This window comes from Tatumella citrea, from assembly GCF_002163585.1.
Taxonomy (GTDB): domain Bacteria; phylum Pseudomonadota; class Gammaproteobacteria; order Enterobacterales; family Enterobacteriaceae; genus Tatumella; species Tatumella citrea.
Map to the genome: position 1 here is coordinate 359,250 of NZ_CP015579.1, position 20,785 is coordinate 380,034.

At 54.8% G+C, this 20,785-nt stretch carries 18 protein-coding genes; 15 read left to right on the forward strand and 3 right to left on the reverse strand.

The features are described from left to right. Positions 1-27: 27 nt before the first annotated feature. Together A7K98_RS01865 and A7K98_RS21240 are read right to left on the reverse strand one after the other, a co-directional pair. Entirely contained in the window at positions 28-798 is a 771-nt protein-coding gene (locus A7K98_RS01865) for a carbon-nitrogen hydrolase family protein (RefSeq protein WP_087487022.1), read from the reverse strand. A gap of 293 nt (positions 799-1,091) precedes the next feature. Next, positions 1,092-1,247 carry a hypothetical protein gene (locus tag A7K98_RS21240; protein ID WP_198361127.1) on the reverse strand — a complete coding sequence of 52 codons (156 nt, stop codon included), beginning with the start codon at positions 1,245-1,247 and terminating at the stop codon, positions 1,092-1,094. Positions 1,248-1,723: 476 nt separating this feature from the next. Between A7K98_RS21240 and A7K98_RS01870 the strand changes: the two genes are divergently transcribed. From A7K98_RS01870 to phoA, 3 genes are all read left to right on the forward strand, one after another. Continuing rightward, complete coding sequence (locus A7K98_RS01870; protein WP_087487023.1) at positions 1,724-2,941, forward strand: hypothetical protein; 1,218 nt, start codon at positions 1,724-1,726, stop codon at positions 2,939-2,941. Positions 2,942-3,008: 67 nt separating this feature from the next. Further along, positions 3,009-3,347, forward strand: coding sequence for a hypothetical protein (locus tag A7K98_RS01875; protein ID WP_087487024.1), 339 nt, complete (start codon positions 3,009-3,011; stop codon positions 3,345-3,347). 189 nt (positions 3,348-3,536) lie between these two features. After that, positions 3,537-4,943 carry an alkaline phosphatase gene (gene phoA / locus A7K98_RS01880; protein WP_087487025.1) on the forward strand — a complete coding sequence of 469 codons (1,407 nt, stop codon included), beginning with the start codon at positions 3,537-3,539 and terminating at the stop codon, positions 4,941-4,943. Between the two features lie 101 nt (positions 4,944-5,044). Here phoA and A7K98_RS01885 read toward each other — a convergent pair whose 3' ends face one another. Next, a complete protein-coding gene (locus A7K98_RS01885; RefSeq protein WP_087487026.1) occupies positions 5,045-6,934 on the reverse strand; it encodes a sigma-54-dependent Fis family transcriptional regulator in 1,890 nt (629 codons plus the stop codon). A gap of 273 nt (positions 6,935-7,207) precedes the next feature. Between A7K98_RS01885 and ssuD the strand changes: the two genes are divergently transcribed. The 12 genes from ssuD (at position 7,208) to A7K98_RS01945 (ending at position 20,756) form a co-directional block, all read left to right on the forward strand. Further along, positions 7,208-8,392, forward strand: coding sequence for an FMNH2-dependent alkanesulfonate monooxygenase (gene ssuD, locus A7K98_RS01890; protein WP_087487027.1), 1,185 nt, complete (start codon positions 7,208-7,210; stop codon positions 8,390-8,392). Then, positions 8,392-8,604 carry a hypothetical protein gene (locus A7K98_RS01895; RefSeq protein ID WP_087487028.1) on the forward strand — a complete coding sequence of 71 codons (213 nt, stop codon included), beginning with the start codon at positions 8,392-8,394 and terminating at the stop codon, positions 8,602-8,604. Before ssuD ends, A7K98_RS01895 begins: the two co-directional genes overlap by 1 nt. Before the next feature lie 2 nt (positions 8,605-8,606). Continuing rightward, the gene (locus A7K98_RS01900; RefSeq protein WP_087487029.1) at positions 8,607-10,022 is read left to right on the forward strand and encodes an FAD/NAD(P)-binding protein; all 1,416 of its coding nucleotides are present in this window, start codon (positions 8,607-8,609) and stop codon (positions 10,020-10,022) included. Positions 10,023-10,115: 93 nt separating this feature from the next. After that, on the forward strand, positions 10,116-11,492 hold the full coding sequence (locus A7K98_RS01905; RefSeq protein ID WP_087487030.1) for an LLM class flavin-dependent oxidoreductase: 1,377 nt from the start codon (positions 10,116-10,118) through the stop codon (positions 11,490-11,492). 11 nt (positions 11,493-11,503) lie between these two features. Further along, complete coding sequence (locus A7K98_RS01910; protein WP_087487031.1) at positions 11,504-12,517, forward strand: methionine ABC transporter ATP-binding protein; 1,014 nt, start codon at positions 11,504-11,506, stop codon at positions 12,515-12,517. Beyond that, on the forward strand, positions 12,514-13,218 hold the full coding sequence (locus A7K98_RS01915) for a methionine ABC transporter permease (RefSeq protein WP_087487032.1): 705 nt from the start codon (positions 12,514-12,516) through the stop codon (positions 13,216-13,218). Before A7K98_RS01910 ends, A7K98_RS01915 begins: the two co-directional genes overlap by 4 nt. After that, a complete protein-coding gene (locus A7K98_RS01920; protein WP_087487033.1) occupies positions 13,215-14,090 on the forward strand; it encodes a MetQ/NlpA family ABC transporter substrate-binding protein in 876 nt (291 codons plus the stop codon). The genes A7K98_RS01915 and A7K98_RS01920 overlap by 4 nt, the downstream gene beginning before the upstream one ends. 211 nt (positions 14,091-14,301) lie before the next feature. Further along, on the forward strand, positions 14,302-15,765 hold the full coding sequence (locus A7K98_RS01925; protein ID WP_087487034.1) for an MFS transporter: 1,464 nt from the start codon (positions 14,302-14,304) through the stop codon (positions 15,763-15,765). Next, positions 15,758-16,966 (forward strand): acyl-CoA dehydrogenase family protein, encoded by a 1,209-nt coding sequence (locus A7K98_RS01930; protein ID WP_087487035.1) that lies wholly within the window; start codon positions 15,758-15,760, stop codon positions 16,964-16,966. Before A7K98_RS01925 ends, A7K98_RS01930 begins: the two co-directional genes overlap by 8 nt. A 10-nt stretch (positions 16,967-16,976) precedes the next feature. Continuing rightward, on the forward strand, positions 16,977-18,188 hold the full coding sequence (locus A7K98_RS01935) for an SfnB family sulfur acquisition oxidoreductase (protein ID WP_087487036.1): 1,212 nt from the start codon (positions 16,977-16,979) through the stop codon (positions 18,186-18,188). 10 nt (positions 18,189-18,198) lie between these two features. Further along, entirely contained in the window at positions 18,199-19,407 is a 1,209-nt protein-coding gene (locus A7K98_RS01940) for an SfnB family sulfur acquisition oxidoreductase (protein ID WP_087487037.1), read from the forward strand. Next, complete coding sequence (locus A7K98_RS01945; protein ID WP_087487038.1) at positions 19,404-20,756, forward strand: LLM class flavin-dependent oxidoreductase; 1,353 nt, start codon at positions 19,404-19,406, stop codon at positions 20,754-20,756. The genes A7K98_RS01940 and A7K98_RS01945 overlap by 4 nt, the downstream gene beginning before the upstream one ends. The last annotated feature ends 29 nt before the right edge of the window (positions 20,757-20,785 follow it).

Consider the following 20,785-nt stretch of genomic DNA (forward strand, 5'->3'; position numbering starts at 1 on the left):
AGTGAATTCCTTATATCTCTTTGAATTTTAAAAAATGTCGGTCCGTAAATCTTTCAGGTAAGGATTGTTGTGCTGAGCGCTGACGACCGTCGAAGGTTCTATCTGCGCGTAGAGCAACTGTTCTTCCGTTTCAGATGCCTGGCTAATCACGGAACCATCAGGGGCGGCGACCAGACTCAGTCCGACATATTCCAGATGTTGTTCACGACCGATCTGGTTGACATAGGCGACGTACAGCTGGTTTTCCCAGGCTCGGGTGGCAATCAGGTGCCGGTTAACAAAAGTGAAAGGTTTCATTTGTGCGGTAGCTACCGCGATAAGATGGGCGCCTGCTTTGGCTGCTGCCCTCACCGTCTCCGGGAATTCAACGTCGTAGCAAATCAGCATGGCAATATTCAGCCCTTTATAACGGGCGATGCAGACGGGCTGATCACCGGCAGTAAACTGCTGTTTATCCAGTTCGCCGAACAGGTGAGTTTTGCGGTAAACCGCCAGCAGTTCACCCTGATCGCTAATCAACCAGGACGCATTAAAGATATTGCCGTTTTCGGCCAGCGGCCCGGTGATGACCATTGCCATTTGTTGCTCCCGGGCCAGAGCCTGCAACGCGGTCAGCGGAAAACTGTCGGCCAGTGCCGGTAAATGGTGGCGTAATACATAACCAGACATGAACATTTCCGGGGTGATAAGCAACTCTGCCTGTTGCGCTTTGGCCTGTTGCAGAGCACGGCTCAGCCTGACCAGATTGGCGTCATAATCGCAGTAACTGCTTTGTGCCTGCCAGATTGCAATTTTCATAACGGTCCTCTTTTACTTCCGTTAACCATTAACAGAGCAATAACTGTGCCAGTCATCTGACAGGATGATTTATAAGTATTTCTTTAGGTTTTTATGATGAGACGGGCGATCAAAATGGTTCACAGCACAACAGACGGTGCAGGAATTGCACGCTATTAGTGCATAATCAGGGGGTGAGAGCAGAATAGAGTGATAAGTGTACAGGAAGTGAGCTATTCCAGTGATTGTCACGGGAAATTATAGTGATAACCACAGATAATCCTGCGCCGCTGTGTGGCGACAGCAGGGAACTATCAGTTATTCCACAGTTTACGACTGGCAATATCCGCACCAGCACGCAGGGCGCGAAATTTCTCACGAACCACGGTTGGATGTACTTCAGGTTTATAGGTGGCCTGGGACGAGAATCCGCAATCGGCGCCCGCCAGCACGTTTTCCTTTGCCGACACGTTCAGCGAGTTGTCCGCCTGATAGCAGAGTTAGGCGGCGTTGTGTCAGGCAGCAATGCTGCCTTCCGGTCAGCCTGCCAGCGGCCGGTCAATTGATTAGCAAATGTGTTCAGATTAAAAAAATTACTAAAAAACATTTTTTTTCGTTACGAATAAATTGGCTCTGAATTATTATCCTGTCGATTTCTTAACATTTCAGAAGGCGAAGTACTGCCAGGTAAGGTTAAAAATCAGCCAGTTCGGGACTGTGTGTTGTACAACTCTGATATCACGAAAAGCAGTCTTACCGGACTTTCATCATAAAAATATCTGCAATCTGGTTAGTTTCGCTAATGAGTTGGCTGACCGGAGTGCGATGTGTAGCAATGCCGGCAACTGCTAAAAGCAGCAAATTACCGGATCAGCACGACCAATAAACCGTTGCTGTTTTTAACTTTTATCCCTGATTCAGGGATTTTCTGACATGGAAAGGCTCTATGAAATTTAAACTGGCGTTACTGGTGGTCGCAGTCGCGGCCCTCTCTGGCTGTAAAAAAAATGATATCGACTGTGGTTCAGCCGATATTCAGCAAAATCTGGCACAGCGCATTCTGAATGTTATTGCCGAAAAAACCGGTGCTTTGGGTAATGATCCGGATGCTCTGAGCCACGCTAAAGTGGTACTGGATGGGTTTACTCAGGATGAAGACCAGTCCACCAAAGAAATTTCCCAATGTAAGGTCAATGCCACGCTGACTGATGAGCGCAACTCAGGCGTTGCTCTGAAAGGCCAGGTCAGCTATGCGCTGAGTAAAGACAGCGCCGGGCATATCGTGGTGGATAACCGCTCAGTTTATGCCGGTACCCGCCAGGAAGCGTTTAAAGTCGTGAAGATTGATGAAACGCCGGAACAGAAAGCATGGCGTGAGAAGCAGGAACAGGCAGCAGCAGAACAAGCCAAAGCCGAAGCCGAAGCTAAAGCCCGCCAGGCAGCACAGGATGCAGCGCTGGAGAAAGAGATCACTGCTGCTCAGAGTGCACCGGACAGTGATTTTAAACCAGTGAACCAGCAACAACTGATGCTGTTATTCCTGGAGAATTCTGGCCGTCAGGTGAGCGATGACGAGAAACTCGGCCTGCTGAGTGCTGCCTGGAATTCAGAGAAAGATCCGTTTAAGAAGAATGATATGAAAGCGGCGGAGCTGGCGCGGATCAATCAGGAACTGGATGCGTGGAAGGGCGTGAAGCTGATTCAGATCAGTAAAATGAACTACCGGATGAATGGTAAAAAAGATGCTGCTTCTAAGCAAATAATTACAGATGCTTATCTGGGAATCCGCAAGCCGGGTGACTATGACTTCACTAAAAAATCTTTCCCGATCACCATGACGGGTTGTAACGATAGCCTGAAATATGGCCCACAGACGCTATATAGCAGCCGGCAGAATGTGAAGATTAACCTGGTAAAAAATATCGCCACCTGCGCGCTGACGCCAAAAGATGAAGAAGATGCCCGCAGGCTGTCCGGATTGTTTACTGCAATGGCTCCGGCAGTATTCACTACAGATGCCACGGCTTATTTACTGATCAGTGGCTATGATGCTGACAACGTTTCGGTGAACACCACTTTGATTCGTACTGATATCCAGTTCTACCACAACAATTACGATGCTGTTACCGACAAAGCGCCAGTCCTCACCTGGACCCTGAAATAACCATTCATACCGGTTGTCGTGACGACGGCCGGTATCTCTTTTGCCGTAACTGACGGAACCCAAACCGATGAAAAAATTACGTATACTTTCCGCTGCCGCTATAGTGTTTGCTCTGGCTGGCTGTAACAGCGAGCCTTCAGAAACCGATATCACTCAGGCAGTGCAGAAAAATATCGATGATGCCAATGCCCGGGTGCAGAAAATGGCTGGCAGTGCCATTCAGACCGATGGTTTCATGACCAAACTGCATTCATTGCGCAAAATTTCCTGCGATCAGGCAGGCAAAGGCGCCCAGTACAACTGTAAAGTGGAAGTCGATATTACTGCACCGTTTGTCGGTGAGCGTAAATCGGTCACCCAGATTAGTCTGGTGAAAGATAACGGCAGCTGGGACGTCGTACAGTAATACTGCGGGCCTGGCGGCATGCCGCCGCCGGGCACCGGCTCTGTTTCCCGCAGTCCCCTTATCCCGCGCATTACCCTCACTGTTTATCGCCATCATACTGCCATCCCGGTGACACAAAAATGTCATGGTTATGTCGCAGACTGTGACTATGACACACTTTGTAAAACTTAGTCACGGAGAGTCATAGTTATGAGGCGCAACACGTTATTTGTTCTGTCGCTGCTGGCGGCATCAGTCTCTGTCAGTAGTTATGCCGATGTCGCGGCTTACAGTCGTGCAGCGCAGGGTGATCTTACCCAGCCGGGCGGAGCACGCCGCCTTACCGGGGATCAAACCGAGGCTATCAGAGCCTCGCTGAGCAACCAGCGGGCGAAAAATGTGATCCTGCTGATTGGCGACGGCATGGGCGATTCAGAAATTACCGCTGCCCGTAATTATGCAGAAGGTGCGGGTGGTTTCTTTAAAGGGATTGATGCACTCCCCCTCACTGGCCAGTACACCCACTATTCGCTGGATAAAAAAACTCATAAACCGGACTATGTCACTGATTCGGCAGCCTCGGCGACGGCCTGGGCGACCGGTGTAAAATCCTATAATGGCGCGATTGGCGTTGATGTTAACGGCCATGCGCAGCCGACAATCCTCGAACTGGCAAAAGCCGCCGGTAAGGCCACCGGTAATGTCTCCACCGCAGAATTGCAGGATGCTACGCCGGCAGCGCTGATTGCGCATGTTACCTCGCGCAAGTGTTATGGCCCAGAGAAAACCACCAGTGTTTGCCCGGACAATGCGCTGGAAAAGGGCGGTAAAGGATCGATCACCGAACAACTACTGAATACCCGGGCAGATGTGACTCTGGGCGGTGGAGCAAAAAGTTTTAGCGAGACCGCCAAAGCCGGTGAATGGCAGGGCAAAACCCTGCAACAGCAAGCAACAGAACGCGGCTACCAGTGGGTGACCGATGCGGCAGGTCTGGCGGCGGTGACTACTGCCAGCAATGATAAGCCGGTACTGGGCCTGTTTGCCGAAGGAAACATGCCGGTTCGCTGGCTGGGGCCGAAAGCAACTTATCATGGTAACCTGGAGCAGCAGGCGGTGACCTGTGAAGTGAATAAGCAACGAAATTCATCCATCCCGACACTGGCTCAAATGACAGACAAAGCCATTCAGCTGCTGGAAAACCACCCACAGGGCTTCTTCCTGCAGGTAGAGGGTGCCTCAATCGACAAACAGGACCATGAAGCGAATCCGTGCGGCCAGATAGGTGAAACCGTCGATCTGGATGAAGCGGTACAGAAAGCACTGGAGTTTGCCCGCAAAGATGGCAACACGCTGGTGATTGTCACTGCCGATCATGCGCATTCCAGCCAGATTATTGCTAATGACAGCAAAGCCCCCGGTCTGACTCAGAAACTCCATACCAAAGATGACAGCGATATGACCATCAGTTATGGCAATTCTGAACTGGACTCACAGGGACACACCGGAACCCAGTTGCGTATCGCCGCTTATGGCCCGTATGCAGCGAATGTGGTGGGACTGACCGACCAGACCGACCTGTTCTATACCCTGCGTTCAGCTATGGGCATTGATTAATTGCTGTCGATGGTCTGCCTTTGCCGCCGCAGCCGCAGCCGCAGGCAGAGGCAGAATGAGACGTTCCGCTGACCGGTTCCGGTCAGCGTTATTGTTTGCCGTTATTCCTGCCACACCGCGTCACGGACATTAATTGCCCGTGGCAGCAGCCCCAAAGCATAGAAGCGGTCGGCAATCGCCTGTTGATCACGGATGATGGTCAGATCCATTTTTTGCGTCAGATGACTGCGCCTGGCCAGTGCATGGCTCATTGACTCTGCAGATAACCCCAGTTCAGCAGATAACAGCGCTGCCGCATCCTCACGGTGGGTATTAATGTAGCGTCCGGTCCGGGCTAATGCCTCCATTAGCTGGTGCAGCAGATCGGGGGAATGTGCCGCAAATTCACGGTGTGCCAGATAAAACTGGTGATTCTTAACCCGTCCCCGGCCATCGGCAAGCATCCGTAACTGCCCGTCAAGCCCGGCAGCGCTTAACAGCGGATCCCACATCATCCAGGCATCGACGGCCAGATAATCACTCGGAGTCAGGGGATATTTGGGGGGAGAGTAGACGACTCTGACATCATCCAGAGTCAGGCCTGCTTCATCAAGAATCTGTACCAGCAGATAATGAACGTTAGAACCTTTATTGACCGCTATCCGTTTACCCCGCAAACCGGCGATGGTGCTGACCGGGCTGTCAGCGGGCACCATCAGAGCCACTCCTTCAGGGGCTGCCGGTTCCCAGGCCACATACAACACCCGGTTTTCTCCCGCCTGGGCAAACAACGGCGGTACTTCGCCGGTGGTACCGAAGTCTATTTCACCGTGGCTGAGTGCATGTAGCAGCTGCGGGCCGGCAGGGAATTCGCTCCACAAAACGCTGACGCCGCTGCCGGCCAGTTGCTGTTCCAGCGACTGACGGGCCTTAAGTATCCCGAGATTTCCAAACTTCTGATAACCAATCCGCAGCTCCCGTTCATGTTGCAGACGATGGGGTGTCGCAGGTTGCCGCTGAACCGTCAGGCTGCGTCTGGGCTTAATCAGCCCGAGATGGGCGAGGTGGGTACGTAAAGTATTGCGGCTGATACCTAACAGCTGGGCCGTTTGTAGCTGATTACTGCCGCTGAATTCATAAGCATTACGCACCAACGTATCCAGCACCCGCTGATAGAGCCGTGTGCCACCGCCGGTCAGTTGCTGACGCATAAAGTCATCCAGCGCAGCCTCTCCCGGTGGCAGAGGCTGCGGTTCTGCCGCTGTAAGGCGTAACTGTTGCGGATTAATCACCGGCTCTTTGCTGAGTAACACCGCGTTATGCAGTGTATTTTCCAGTTCACGGATATTGCCGGGCCACGGATAATTGATCAGCGCTGCCATCGTTTCGTCGGTCAGTTGCAACTGCGGACGGCCAAGACGGCGCGCATACAGCCTCAGAAAATGCTCCGCCAGTAGCGGGATATCCTCACGCCGCTGACGCAACGGCGGTAACGTAACCGCGGCAACATTCAGACGGTAATAGAGGTCCTCACGGAACCGCCGCTCGCGAATCGCCTGTGCCAGATCGACATGCGTCGCGGCAATCACCCGCACATTGACCCGCACCGGTTTGCGGGAACCAATACGGGTTACCTCTCGTTCCTGCAACACCCGCAGCAGTTTCACCTGCAACGGCAGGCTCAGTTCACCAATCTCGTCCAGCAACAGTGTTCCGCCTTCTGCGGCTTCAAACCAGCCAGCGTGACGTTCGCCAGCCCCGGTGAATGCTCCTTTCTCATGACCAAACAGTTCCGACTCAGCCAGGCTTTCGGTGAGTGCGCCACAGTTAACCGCCAGAAATGGTTGCTGTCGGCGTGGGCTGTTGTGATGCAGATAACGCGCCACAACTTCTTTACCGGTTCCGGTTTCGCCAATGATCAGCACTGTGGCATCGGTCGGTGCCAGCCGGTCAAGCACACTCTGAAAGGCTATCGATGCCGGATCGATCAGTGCAGGGCCCTGAGTTGTCATCTGAGTAATTCCGCAGAAGGCTAAAAGGTCACCATACCGTTTCCCGGTGCTGGCGGCGAGATGGCAAAACGGCACTTTGCTGCATTTGCAGCAGGATGGTGATGAACAATGCTGCAAATGCAGCAATTCGCCGTAAAGCGTAGATTTTTAATTTGTTGATTTATAAGAAAATGATTGTCGTTAATTGTGGCATGTTTCCTGCTTCGCTTTTTATAACCAAAGCATTGACTTTCTATCTGATATTTTTAGATATAGTTATATAGGAAATGGATAATGAGCGATTCAGCACAGGAAAATATCAACGTATTCTGGTTTCTGCCGACCCATGGTGATGGCCGTTACCTTGGCACCACCGAGGGTGGTCGTCCGGTGGATCTTCCTTATCTGCAACAGGTTGCGCTGGCGGCGGATAATCTGGGTTACTACGGGGTACTGATTCCGACCGGCAAAAGTTGTGAGGATTCCTGGCTGGTGGCGGCAGCTCTGGCACCACTCACCAAAAAACTGCGTTATCTGGTGGCCGTTCGCCCGGGATTACAGCCGCCATCACTGGCCGCCCGTATGGCAGCGACGCTGGACCGGCTGTCAGAAGGCCGTTTGCTGATCAATGTGGTGACCGGCGGTGATCCGGTGGAAAACAAAGGTGACGGTATTTTCCTGAGCCACGCGGAACGTTATAAAGTGACCAAAGAGTTTCTTGAGGTCTATTCGCGGTTGCTGAAGCGTGAAAAAGTCGATTTTCACGGTGAGTATATTCGTGTTGAAGGTGCTGAAGTCCTGTTTCCGCCGGTGCAACCGGAAGGTCCGCCACTGTTCTTCGGTGGTTCTTCTGAGGATGCTATCGACGTGGCGGCCAGCCAGATTGATACTTATCTGACCTGGGGAGAACCGGTGGATCAGGTGGCCGAAAAGCTGGCAGTAGTCCGTCAGCGCGCGGCAGAGCAGGGGCGCACTCTGGAATTTGGTATTCGTCTGCATGTCATTGTGCGGGAAACTGAAGAGCAGGCGTGGGCAGCCGCTGATCAGCTGATTGCCCATCTGGATGACGATACGATTGCCGCCGCTCAGAAAATCTTCTCCCGTATGGATTCAGCAGGCCAGGCGCGGATGAGTGCCCTGCACCGTGGTTCCCGTGAGTCACTGCGCATTGGCCCGAATCTGTGGGCCGGGGTCGGGCTGGTACGTGGCGGAGCTGGCACCGCACTGGTAGGAAACCCGCAGCAGGTGGCTGAACGTATTCGTGAGTATCAGGCGTTGGGGATCACTAATTTTATTTTCTCCGGTTATCCGCATCTTGAGGAAGCCTATCGTTTTGCGGAACTGGTGATGCCATTATTGCCACTGGCGGCCAATACTGCCCGGCAGCAGCAAACGGTGAATACGGGGCCCTTCGGTGAGACCATTGGTGGTGATTTGCGTCCGGGTAAACCGGCCACTGCCACGGTGAAGGAGGCGTAATGCGTTATCACAGTGATTCACAGACCATTCCGGCCTCTTCCCGGGAAGAGAATGTTCCCGGCGGGCTGGAGAACAGTGAACTGGCAAGGACGTCAATGGCCAGACAGCCGGTTGAATTTCCACCGCGGACGTTGTCAGAACCTGTGGGGATCAGCGGTTTGCTGGCCTATATTCGTTTATCGGCGGCCTGTGCCGCGTTTGACAGAGACTGACTATGGCTGAGCGGCATATTGTTATTGTGGGCGGTGGTTTTAGCGGCACAGCCTTAGCGATTCATCTGGCCCGTTACGGCAATGCCGGGCTGGATGTAACGCTGATTGAACCCCGTCCGGAGCCCGGACGTGGGGTTGCTTACGGCAGTGTCGATCCGTCTCACCGTATTAATGTGCCTGCGGCGCGCATGTACCTGAGTGCAGCCGAAGAAGGGGAGTTTGATCGCTGGTTCCGGGCTTCACCGGCTTTTCACGACGATCCGCAGGCGCTGTGGCATGACGGCAGCGTCTATCCACAACGCTCACAGTTTGGTGCCTGGGTCGGAGAGCAATTTCGCAAGGCAAGTGACGTCTCGCCGGTCAGAGTCAGATTCGTGCAATCTAAAGCGGTTGCGTTGCAACAGGGTGAGATTATTACGGCTGACGGGCAGCATTTCCCCGTCGATGACCTGGTGCTGGCAATCAGTCATCCGCCCCCGGCTCTGCCTTCACTACTCAAACCTTTTCGCCATTCGCCGGCACTGATTGCCGATCCCTGGCAGGCCAACGCACTGGCTGAGGTAAAACCCGATGATCGTGTCGCGATTATCGGCAGCGGTCTGACCATGTCTGACGTGGTTGCATCACTGCACCGACAGGGGCACCGCGGTAGCATCGTGGCATTTTCGCGGCGTGGTTTGCTGCCGCGTCCGAACCTTAGCGGCAGTTTTCCAACCCTGACACTGGATTATGCCCTTCCTCAACCGGCGACCGCCCGTGGCTGGCTGAGGCGTATCCGCCAGGAAGTTGCGGCTGCGGCACAACAGCAACTTCCGTGGCAACTGATCCTTGATGATATCCGCAGGAATGGCCAAAAAATCTGGCAGCAACTACCGCTCGCAGAACAACAGCGTTTTCTGCGCTATCTGCGCCCCTGGTGGGATGTTCATCGTTACCGGATTGCCCCGCAGATTAATGCGGTACTGGAGCAATGGCAGTCCAGCGGACAGTTGCAGGTTATCGCCGCACATTTAGCGGCAGTTACTGCGGATGAACAAACCCTGACCCTGACATTGCGTCCACGCGGAGCCGCCGAACAGCGCCTGACCGTAGATAAACTGATTGTGACCACCGGTCCTGCTCACGGCTCTCTGCTCAGTAGTGATGCGCTGCTCAGCCAGTTAACCCGCGATGGACTGATCTGTGCCGACCCACTCGGGCTGGGCATTCAGGTCAGTCAGCAATCGCAGGCTATCAACGCCCGGGGAGAAACCTCTGCCCGGCTGTATGTGGCTGGTCCTGCCGCCCGCGCCCGTTTTGGCGAACTGATGGGGCTGCCCCAGGTTGCCGATCATGCTGAAGCACTGGCCCGGGAGCTGCTGAAACTACAAAACCCGCCCGGCGAAGGGCGATGTCGGAAGTTACCGCCAGCCGGATAACCACTTTTCTGAATAACCTGCATTTTCCTGAAAACAACAATAACGGGTGAACCGGCGGCTGAGTGCTGCCCGCTTCGGCCCGGGGAGCTCTTTATGCCTTCGCAACGTGAAATCCGTATTAATGCCTTTGATATGAACTGTGTCGGGCACCAGTCACCAGGGCTGTGGGCCCATCCGCGTGACCGCTCATGGCAGTACAAAGATCTGGAGTACTGGACCGATCTGGCTCGTCTGCTGGAACGCGGGAAATTCGACGGGTTGTTTATTGCCGATGTGCTGGGCATTTATGATGTCTACAACGGCACTTCCGATGCCGCCATTCGTAACGCAACCCAGGTGCCGGTTAATGATCCTCTGGCACTGATTACCCCGATGGCACTGGTCACCGAACATCTTGGTTTTGGTCTGACGGCTTCACTTTCGTTTGAACATCCGTATCCGTTTGCCCGCCGTCTTTCAACGCTCGACCACCTGACTAAAGGCCGTGTTGGCTGGAATATTGTCACCTCTTATCTGGAAAGCGGCGCCCGCAATATCGGCCATAAAGCGCAGACCGGACATGACGCCCGTTACGATTATGCCGACGAGTATTTGCAGGTGGTCTACAAGCTGCTGGAAGGGAGCTGGGAAGATGATGCGGTACTGCGTGACTGTCAGCGCGGTATTTTCAGCGATCCACAGAAAATCCATCCGATTAACCATCAGGGGAATTTTTTCCAGGTGCCGGGTATTCATCTGTGTGAACCCTCGCCGCAGCGTACCCCGGTGCTCTATCAGGCAGGTGCCTCCAGCCGGGGTAAACAGTTTGCCGCAGAGCATGCAGAATGCGTGTTTGTTGCGGCACCGTCGAAGGTATTGCTGAAAAAAACGGTGGCAGATATTCGCCGCAGGGCCGAAGAAGCTGGCCGGGACCCGCGTAGTGTTCTGATTTTCAATTTGCAGACCGTCATCGTTGGTGAAACCGATCAGCAGGCACGGGCCAAATGGCAGGACTACAAAAAGTATGTCAGCTACGAAGGGGCTCTGACGCTGATTTCCGGCTGGACGGGAATCGATTTCAGTGAGTACCGGCCGGACCAGGTGCTGAAACACCTGCATACCAATGCCATTCAGTCAGCGGTAGAAACCTTCTCGACCGCCGATCCTGACCGGCAGTGGACCGTCGAAGCTCTGGCGGACTGGGTGGGTATTGGCGGGTTTGGTCCGCTGCTGGTTGGGAGCGCCGAAACGGTGGCCGATGAACTGCAAAGCTGGGTGGAAGAAACCGATGTTGATGGTTTCAATCTGGCCTACGCACTGACCCATGAAACGTTTAGTGACGTGGTGGAGCTGTTAGTACCGGAGCTGCAAAAACGTGGTGTGTATAAGCAGGATTACCAGCCCGGTACGCTGCGTGAAAAGCTGTTTAATCAGGGACCACGGTTGCAGGCACCCCATCCGGGAGCCGGTTACCGGGTCTCCGCCTCCTGAGGAATCTGCCAATGATCGAAATTGATAATCTGCATAAGCAGTACCTCAGTGCAAATGGTGTCACCGAAGTGCTGAAAGGCATTTCGCTGACAGTGCCACCGGCTTCGATTACTGCGGTACTGGGGCCAAGTGGCGCCGGGAAATCGACCCTTGCCCGCTGCATCAGCCTGCTGGAACGACCCACCTCCGGCAGCATCCGGGTCAACGGCAACGATTTGTCGCGGCTGTCAGGAGAAGCATTGCGCCGTGAACGACGTGCTATTGGCACGGTTTTCCAGTCTTCGGCATTGCTGCAACGTAAAACGGTGTGGCAGAACGTGGCTCTGCCACTGGAATGGCTGCGAGTGGTGCCGCGTGATATCAAAAAACATGTGGGGGAGTTGCTGGAGAATGTCGGGCTGGCGGACAAAGCTCAGCACTATCCGGCGCAACTTTCCGGGGGCCAGCGGCAACGGGTAGGCATTGCACGGGCACTGGCGCTAAAGCCGCAGGTGCTGCTGGCGGATGAAGCCACCTCCGGGCTGGACCCGCAATCAACCGCTGCCATTCTCGGCTTGCTGCGGCAACTGCGTGATCAGTACGGGCTGGCGATTGTACTGATCACCCATGAAATGGATGTGGTCCGCAGTGCTGCGGATGCAGTGGCAGAAATTCAGGATGGGCGGCTGATTCAACAGGGGCAGCTACCACAGCTACTGGCCGATCCCGGATCGCGGTTGAGTCGCCAGTTGTTCCCGTTAACACCGGCAGACGGGCAGGGGGATTTATTGCTGCAACTCAGTTATGGCGACCGGCCGCTGGCTGCTGACTGGATAAGTCAGCTGAGTCAGCAGTACCCGTTGCAAATCGACCTGCTGGCAGCGCATGTCGAGCAGGTCGGTAACCGGCTGGCAGGTCGGATGCAGGTAGCGGTGCGTTTTACCCGTCACAGCATCGACACAGAACAACTGGTGCGGCATCTGTTCCGGCTGGGGATTAATGCCGAGATCATTCAGGCCCGCAGTGCCTTACAGGAGGCGGTATGAAACCGGTTGATGTGATGAGCCAGGATACCCCATGGAGTCAGATTCATACTTTGATGGTCCCCGCTTACCTGCAAACCTGGCTAATGGTGGGGATTGTGATGTTGTTTGTGATTAGCCTCGGCGGGCTGATCGGTGTGGTGTTATTTAATACTTCCCGTCACGGGTTATTTCCGCGACCGCGACTGAATCATGTGCTGAGCTGGCTGGTAAATATGGGGCGTTCGTTGCCGTTTCTGGTGCTGATGGCGGCCATTATCCCGTTCACTTTCTGGCTGACCGGCACCACCATCGGTATTCCGGCAGCAGTGGTGCCAATGATAGTCGCCGGTACTCCGTTTTTTGCCCGGCTGGTAGAGAACGCGCTGCGCGAACTGCCCGCCGAAGTTACGGCAGTAGGTCTGGTATCGGGGGGATCACCGTGGCAGATCATCTGTGGAGCTCAGCTCAGTGAGGCGCTGCCGGCGATTGTGGCCGGAATTGTACTCAACCTGATCTCAATGATTGAGTATTCGGCGATTGCCGGGACCATCGGTGCCGGAGGCATCGGTTATCTGGCCGTGGTGTATGGCTATCAGCGTTTTGACCATCACATCATGATTGCCACCATTATTGTACTGATTGCCACAATTCAGATTATTCAGTTTACCGGTGACCGCCTGGTCGCCGCTCTCCAGCATGCTAAAGGCAGCCATTCATCATGACTCAGCAGAACTTTGAAATTAAACAGAAGAAAACCTGGCCGAAAATCGTGCTGCTGGTGGTGGTGATAGTGATAGCCGCTCTCGCCTGGCACTTTACGTCGCGCCAACAGCAAGCGGTGACTTTTGGCACCACACTGAAGGTCCATTTTGAACCGGCGATGGCCGGAGAACAGAAGGTGATTGAGTACGTTGCTCAGCATATCGCCCCGGACTATGGCATCAAAATTGTCGCGGTAGGATTGCAGGATTCGGTACAGGCTAACCGGGCGGTGGCAGACGGCCAATACGCCGCCACTGTCCATGAACACAAGTGGTGGCTCAAACAGGTAGCAGAGGCGAATAATTTTGCGCTGACTCCGACAGAGCCGCTGTTTCAGTGGGCATTTGGTCTCTATTCCGACAGGTATCCGTCGGTACAGGCATTACCGGACGGTGCAGTAATTGTGGTACCCAATGATGGCGCCAACCAGGGACAGGCGCTGTGGCTGCTTAGCCGTATCGGTCTGATTGGTCTGGACCCGTCGGTCGAACCACGTACAGCAAAACTGGCAGATATTAAGCAGAATCCACACCATTTTGTATTTAAGGAACTGGATCTGCTGACCATCCCACGGGCACTCAATTCGGTGGATGCGGCTATCGGTTATGTATCGCAGTTTGATGCCGGAAAGGTACCGCGCGACAAAGGTATTCTGTTCCCGCCAGCGCCAAAAACCTTCGCTTCTCAGCTGGTGATTGGCACCCCGTATCTGAAAGACAAAAATATTATTCAGCTGGAGAAAGCCTTTGCTGACCCGCGTCTGCAACAGTGGCTGAAACAGACCGACGATCCACAAGTACACGGAGTTCTGGTTCCCGTTTCCGGTGACTAAACCCTTTTAAGGACAATCAGTTAACAGCGGGTGACCGGGCAGGTCACCCGGCGTTTTCCTGTCGACGGAATATGGTTCAACTTATTGATTATATTGAATTTAATAGCAAAATTTGTTGTTTGTCTTTCCGGGGTTTGCAGCTTATAAATCGTCCCATCATCTGCAGCTTCTGCGCTTTGCAGACAGCACATTACAAAAAGACGAGGGTTCTATGAGCACGATAAATACCGATGACGGACTGATTGCGCCGCCATCTCATTCATCGCCGGTCCGTTCGGTCGGTGATGTTGCAAGGTTGATTAACCGTCATGCAGGAAGCCGGAAAAACAGCTATGCCAGATTTATCGTTTTTCTGGCGCTGGGTGGCGTTTTCCTCGACGCCTATGACCTCACGACGCTCTCCTACGGAATTGATGATGTGGTGAAAGAGTTTGGGCTGACCCCCACTCTGACAGGCGTGGTGACCTCTTCTATTATGGTTGGCACCATCATCGGTAATCTGCTGGGAGGCTGGCTGACCGATAAATATGGCCGCTATTCGGTATTTATGGCCGATATGCTGTTTTTTGTGGTGTCGGCGATTGCCGCCGGACTGGCACCCAATGTCTGGGTACTGATTGGCGCCCGTTTCCTGATGGGGATTGGTGTCGGCATAGACCTGCCGGTGGCGATGGCTTATCTGGCGGAATTCTCGAAATTCACCGGTAAAGGCAATAAAGCTTCACGGCTGGCTGCCTGGTGTCCGATGTGGTATGCCGCTTCTTCGGTCTGTTTCCTGATTATTTTCGGACTCTATTTTGTGCTGCCTCAGGCACATATCGACTGGCTGTGGCGGGCTTCGCTGCTGTTCGGAGCGGTTCCGGCATTGCTAATTATTGCAGTGCGCAGCAAGTTTATGAACGAATCGCCGCTGTGGGCCGCCAACCAGGGTGACCTGAGTGGTGCGGTACGCATCCTGCGTGATTCTTACGGTATTACGGCTCATGAAGAGGCTCCGCCGCAGGCAGAGAAAAAATCTCCGCCGAAAGTCAGCTTCCGTGTGCTGTTTCAGAAACCTTATCGCGAACGCACGCTGGTCGCTGCGGTAATGAATATCTGTATTTCCTTCGAATACACCGCTATTGCCTTCTTCCTGCCATCGATTCTGGCGCAGTTTCTTGGTGCCGGGGTGTTTGAAACCATTTCCGCCTCGCTGGGACTGAATGCCTTATTTGCCTTTACCGGTGGATTACTGGGGATGCGTCTGGCGTGGAAGTTTCCTTCCCGCCATGTAGCGATTGCCGGATTTGCTTTGCAGTTTATTGCGTTGGTTTCACTGGCGCTGATAGGGCACCCCGGGGCGCTGGTCGGAGTGGTGTTTGCCATTCTGATGCTCGGTCTGTGGCTGTTTGCTGAAGGATTCGGTCCCGGGGCACAGATGATGATTTATCCGGCGCTATCTTACCCGACACATATCCGTGCCACCGGGGTGGGCTTTGCCCGTTCGTTGTCCGGTATTGGCAGTGCGCTGGCACTGTTTATCCTGCCGATTTTGCAGGCATCGTTCGGCACCAATATGTTCTGGATAGTCTCTCTGGCCGCCATTATTCCGATTGTTTTCCTGCTGGCTGTCCGTTTTGAACCTACCCGCCATGACATTGATGATCATGCTGCACAAGGAGAATCCCATGTCTGAACCACAGATCCCTGATTATGAAACCATTGCCGCGAAATTCCGTCCGATTTTTACCCGGATCGCCGCAGGGGCAACCGAACGAGAAATCAACCGCCAGCTGGCAAATGAACCGGTTCGTTGGCTGAAAGAGGCCGGGTTTGGTGCTCTGCGAATTCCGGTAGAACAGGGGGGTTTTGGTGTCAGCTTACCGCAATTATTCCGGTTGCTGACCGAGCTGGCGGAAGCTGACTCGAATCTGCCTCAGGCGCTGCGTGCTCATTTTGCATTTGTCGAAGACCGGCTGAATCAGCCGGACAGTGAAGACCGGCGTCGCTGGTTCCGCCGTTTTACCGACGGAGAACTGGTGGGCAGCGGCTGGACGGAAACCGGTGACGTTAAATTGGGCGACGTGGTGACCCGGGTGACCAGGGCAGAACAGGGCTGGCAGCTTGATGGCCATAAATTTTACAGCACCGGCACGCTGTACGCCGACTGGATCGATGTTTTTGCACGGCGTAATGATAATAACGGCGATGTGATTGCGGTGGTCAGCACCCGCCAGCCAGGGGTTGAACGGGAAGATGACTGGGATGGTTTTGGGCAGCGCCTGACCGGCAGCGGTACTACCCGGTTTAACCAGGCTAGTGTGGAAACTGAACATGTCTATGATTTTTCTGAACGTTTCCGTTACCAGACTGCTTTTTATCAGCATGTGTTATTAGCCACCCTGGCCGGTATTGCCCGTGCTGTTACCCGCGATGCTGCAAAAGGCGTAGCGGCCCGTAAACGTATTTACAGCCACGGTAATGCACCTCAGGTCAGGCAGGATCCGCAGGTATTACAGGTGGTGGGGCAAATTTCTTCCTGGTCATTTGCTGTGGAGGCTGCCGTACAACAGGCGACTCATTCCCTGCAACGCGCCTGGGAACTGCATGACAGTGCGGATGAAGCGGCTGTGTTGCAGGCCAATATCGATGCTGAAGTTGATGCGGCCAGAGCCCAGGTGATTGCCTCCGAACTGGTGCCGCGTGCAGCGACCGAGTTGTTTAACGCTCTGGGAGCCTCCGACACCCGGGTCAGTAAAGCGCTGGATCGCCACTGGCGTAATGCCCGTACCGTTTCGTCCCACAACCCGGTGATTTATAAAGCCCGTAATGTCGGTGACTGGGAAGTGAACGCGCACCAGCCCACCTTTATCTGGCAAATCGGTAACGGTGAGTAGGGGATTGAGGATGACACAGCAGGAAACCCGGCGGCTGTCAGAAACAGCCGCGGTAATTACCAGTGAGAAACAGGCGATCGAGGCGGCCCGTGCCGTCGCGGCGCTGGCGGCGACTGATGTGGTGAAACGTGATAGCCAGAGAATTTACCCGCAGGAAGCGCTGGCACTGTTCAGCAGTTCAGGGCTGGGGAGCATTCTGGTACCGCGCCACTATGGCGGGGGCGGATTATCTTACGGCACGGTGGCTGAGGTGTTCCGCATCATTTCGGAGGTCGATCCTTCGCTGGGACAGATTCCGCAGAATCATTTTGGTCTGATTCAGTATCTGCGCGATGAAGGCACAGAGCTGCAAAAACAGCAGCTGTTTGGCCGGGTGGTCGCAGGCTACCGGATTGGTAATGGCGGGCCGGAAAAAGGGGCACGTCATACCCGTGAGGTGCTGGCAAGGCTGCATTATACCCCTGAAGGGCCGCGGCTGACCGGTGAAAAGTTTTACTCCACCGGGGCGTTATTTGCCGATATCGCGGCCACCACCGCCATTGATGACCAGGGGAAAGCATTACTGGCATTTATTCCGCTGCCTGCTGAGGGGCTGCAAATCATCGACGACTGGTCAGGTATCGGTCAGCGAACCACGGCCAGCGGCACTATGCGCTTACAGAAGGTGGCCGTGGACCCGGACTGGCTGGTGGCGGTACCAGCTACCGATAAGCCTTCGCTGCGTGGTCCGGTGTCTCAGTTGATTCAGGCGGCAATTGATGCCGGTATTGCACGCGGTGCGTTTGAAGAAGCCAGAGAGTTTATTTTGCATCAGTCACGGCCGTGGGTGGATGCCGGGGTAGAGCGCAATGCAGACGACAGCCAGTTGCAGGCAGATGTCGGGCGGGTTTATGTCGGATTACTGGCGGCAGAGACCACACTCAGACAGGCTGCCGCAGTGCTGGACAGCATCGACCCGGCGCAACTGAATGCCGCTACCGCCGCACGGGCATCGATTGCGGTAGCCGGTGCCAAGGTACTGACCACCACGGCAGCATTACAGGTCAGTGAAAAACTCCTGGAATGGGGCGGCAGCCGGGCCACTCTGGAACAGCACGGATTAGATCGCCACTGGCGCAATGCCCGCACCCATACCCTGCACGATCCGGTGCGCTGGAAGCAGCACACCCTTGGAAATTATTACCTTAATGGCGTTGAACCGGTACGCCACGCCTGGATATAAGGACGCAATCATGACAGTGAGTCAGGTCAGCCCGAAACATCCCGCAGCACTGATTACCTCCCCGCAGCAGGCGGTCAGTGTCGCCCGTGAACTGGCGGATGCTATCCGCAGCGGTTCGACCAGCCGGGATCGGGACAGAATTCTGCCGGTCCGCGAGCTGGAACAGTTTTTTGCCTCCGGTCTGGGCGGTATCACCGTGCCGAAAAGCTTTGGCGGGGCCGGGGTACCGACCGCCACTCTGGCGGAGGTGACAGCCATTATCAGCGAGGCCGACAGTGCCATCGGTCAGGTGCCACAAAATCATTACTATGCGCTGGAAGTACTGCGGGTAAACGGCAGCCCACAGCAGCAACAGCGGCTGTATGCCGAAGTACTGGCCGGGGTTCACCTCGGGAATGCGCTGGCAGAGTTTACCTCTCCGGCTGCTCATCAGCGTTCGACCTCCATCCTGCCGCAGGGCGATAATTACCTGCTGCAGGGCCGAAAATTTTATGCCACCGGTGCCTTGTTCGCGGACCGCATTCCGACGGCTGCGCGTGACGAAAATGGCAAAGATCAGCTGGTGTTTGTGCCCCGCGAACAGCCCGGGGTGACGGTGATCGATGACTGGTCTGGCTTTGGTCAGCGTACCACCGGCAGCGGCTCGGTGGTGTTTGAACAGGTAGTGGTCGGGGGTGAGGATATTGTGCCATTTTCCTCTGCCTTTGAACGGCCAACCACCGTAGGACCATTCGCCCAGATTATTCACGCGGCGATAGACCAGGGCATTGCCCGGGCGGCATTTAACGATATGCTCGGTTTTATCCGACAACACGCCCGACCCTGGCCGGACTCCGGACTGGAACAGGCCGCCGATGATCCGCTGACCCTCGACAGAGTCGGACGGCTGGCTGCCCGGTTACAGGGGGGCGATGCACTACTCAGTACGGCAGGCCTGGCAGTGGATGCTGCACAGGCAGATCCGAATGCCGGTAGTGTGGCCGAAGCCTCGTTACAGGTGGCGGTCGCGCGGGCCTGGACCACCGAAGTCTCTCTGGAAGCCGGTAATTTGCTGTTTGAACTGTCCGGTACCCGTTCCGCGTTGCGTGAACACAATCTGGATCGTCACTGGCGCAATGCCCGTACCCATACGCTGCACGATCCTATCCGCTGGAAGTACCCGGTTATCGGTAACTATCTGCTGAATGGCGTGTTACCACCGCGCAGGGGAACAATATGAGCCAGCCCGGAAAACAGATACTGCTTAATGCATTCAATATGAACTGTGTCGGCCATATTCATCACGGTATGTGGACCCACCCGCTTGATCAGTCAGTAGATTTTAACTCGCTGAATTACTGGCTGGAACTGGCAAAAACCCTGGAGCGGGGATTGTTCGACGGGCTGTTTATTGCCGATATCCTCGGGGTTTATGACGTTTATCAACAGGGGATTGCCCTGACCGCCAGCGAATCTATCCAGTTGCCGGTCAATGACCCGTTACTGCTGATCCCGGCGATGGCCAGCGTGACGCAACATCTTGGGTTCGGGGTTACTGCGAACCTGAGTTATGAAGCGCCTTATCCGTTTGCCCGCCGTTTCTCGACGCTTGATCATCTGACCGGAGGACGGATTGGCTGGAATATTGTCACTGGCTACCTGGACAGTGCGGCACGGGCGATGGGGCAGGCTCAGCTGGCGGGACATGACCGCCGTTATGATCAGGCCGATGAGTTCCTTGAGGTCAGTTATCAGTTGTGGGAGGGTAGCTGGGAAGATGACGCGGTACTGGCCGATAAGCAGCGGCGGTTGTATGCCGACAGTAAAAAGATTCATCCGGTCCGGCATCATGGGGAATTCTATCAGCTGGAAGGCTACCATTTGTCTTCACCTTCACCGCAGCGTACTCCGCTGTTATTCCAGGCCGGCAGTTCTGAACGGGGCAGCCGGTTTGCCGCACAACATGCTGAATGTACTTTTGTGAGCGGCGGTAGCTTACAGGGAACCCGTGCTCAGGTAGAAAAACTGCGTCAGGCGGCCCGTGACCAGGGGCGGCAGCCCGATGATATTAAGGTGTTTATGGGCGTTTCGGTGATTGTAGCTGCCACCGAAGCGGAGGCACGCAGTAAACACCAGGAATATCTGCGTTATGCCAGTCCCGAGGCAGGCCTGGCCCATTTCTCCAGCTCCGTAGGTATCGACTTTGCGCAATTCGGCCTCGACGAACCGGTAAGCAGCGGTCCGACACGAGCCATCGAATCGGTCAGCAAAGCATTTGATGGCTGGACACCGCGCCGCTTACTGGAACAGCATGCACTGGGAGGGCGCTACACGCTGATCGTCGGTTCTCCTTCGCAGGTAGCGGATCAGTTGCTGAACTGGGTGGATGAGACCGGGATCGATGGTTTCAATCTGACGCGGATCGTCAATCCGCAGAGCTATGTTGATTTTATCGATCTGGTGGTGCCGGAATTGCAGCAGCGGGGTCGTTACAAAACGGCTTACCAGCCGGGCACATTCCGCGAAAAGTTGTTTGGTCAGTCAGCCAGATTACCGGCAACTCATCCGGCGGCACAGTCACGTCGCTAAAGCTGAAACACCGCCCTGCGGGGCGGTGA

Bases quoted from the DNA above. Each gene is read 5' to 3' on its own strand.
- ssuD (WP_087487027.1), top strand. From the start codon at position 7,208: ATGAGCGATTCAGCACAGGAAAATATCAACGTATTCTGGTTTCTGCCG.
- A7K98_RS01930 (WP_087487035.1), top strand. From the start codon at position 15,758: ATGTCTGAACCACAGATCCCTGATTATGAAACCATTGCCGCGAAATTC.
- A7K98_RS01870 (WP_087487023.1), top strand. From the start codon at position 1,724: ATGAAATTTAAACTGGCGTTACTGGTGGTCGCAGTCGCGGCCCTCTCT.
- A7K98_RS01940 (WP_087487037.1), top strand. From the start codon at position 18,199: ATGACAGTGAGTCAGGTCAGCCCGAAACATCCCGCAGCACTGATTACC.
- A7K98_RS01895 (WP_087487028.1), top strand. From the start codon at position 8,392: ATGCGTTATCACAGTGATTCACAGACCATTCCGGCCTCTTCCCGGGAA.
- A7K98_RS01900 (WP_087487029.1), top strand. From the start codon at position 8,607: ATGGCTGAGCGGCATATTGTTATTGTGGGCGGTGGTTTTAGCGGCACA.
- A7K98_RS01915 (WP_087487032.1), top strand. From the start codon at position 12,514: ATGAAACCGGTTGATGTGATGAGCCAGGATACCCCATGGAGTCAGATT.
- phoA (WP_087487025.1), top strand. From the start codon at position 3,537: ATGAGGCGCAACACGTTATTTGTTCTGTCGCTGCTGGCGGCATCAGTC.
- A7K98_RS01945 (WP_087487038.1), top strand. From the start codon at position 19,404: ATGAGCCAGCCCGGAAAACAGATACTGCTTAATGCATTCAATATGAAC.
- A7K98_RS01865 (WP_087487022.1), bottom strand. From the start codon at position 798: ATGAAAATTGCAATCTGGCAGGCACAAAGCAGTTACTGCGATTATGAC.
- A7K98_RS01935 (WP_087487036.1), top strand. From the start codon at position 16,977: ATGACACAGCAGGAAACCCGGCGGCTGTCAGAAACAGCCGCGGTAATT.
- A7K98_RS01910 (WP_087487031.1), top strand. From the start codon at position 11,504: ATGATCGAAATTGATAATCTGCATAAGCAGTACCTCAGTGCAAATGGT.
- A7K98_RS01920 (WP_087487033.1), top strand. From the start codon at position 13,215: ATGACTCAGCAGAACTTTGAAATTAAACAGAAGAAAACCTGGCCGAAA.
- A7K98_RS01905 (WP_087487030.1), top strand. From the start codon at position 10,116: ATGCCTTCGCAACGTGAAATCCGTATTAATGCCTTTGATATGAACTGT.
- A7K98_RS01875 (WP_087487024.1), top strand. From the start codon at position 3,009: ATGAAAAAATTACGTATACTTTCCGCTGCCGCTATAGTGTTTGCTCTG.
- A7K98_RS01925 (WP_087487034.1), top strand. From the start codon at position 14,302: ATGAGCACGATAAATACCGATGACGGACTGATTGCGCCGCCATCTCAT.
- A7K98_RS01885 (WP_087487026.1), bottom strand. From the start codon at position 6,934: ATGACAACTCAGGGCCCTGCACTGATCGATCCGGCATCGATAGCCTTT.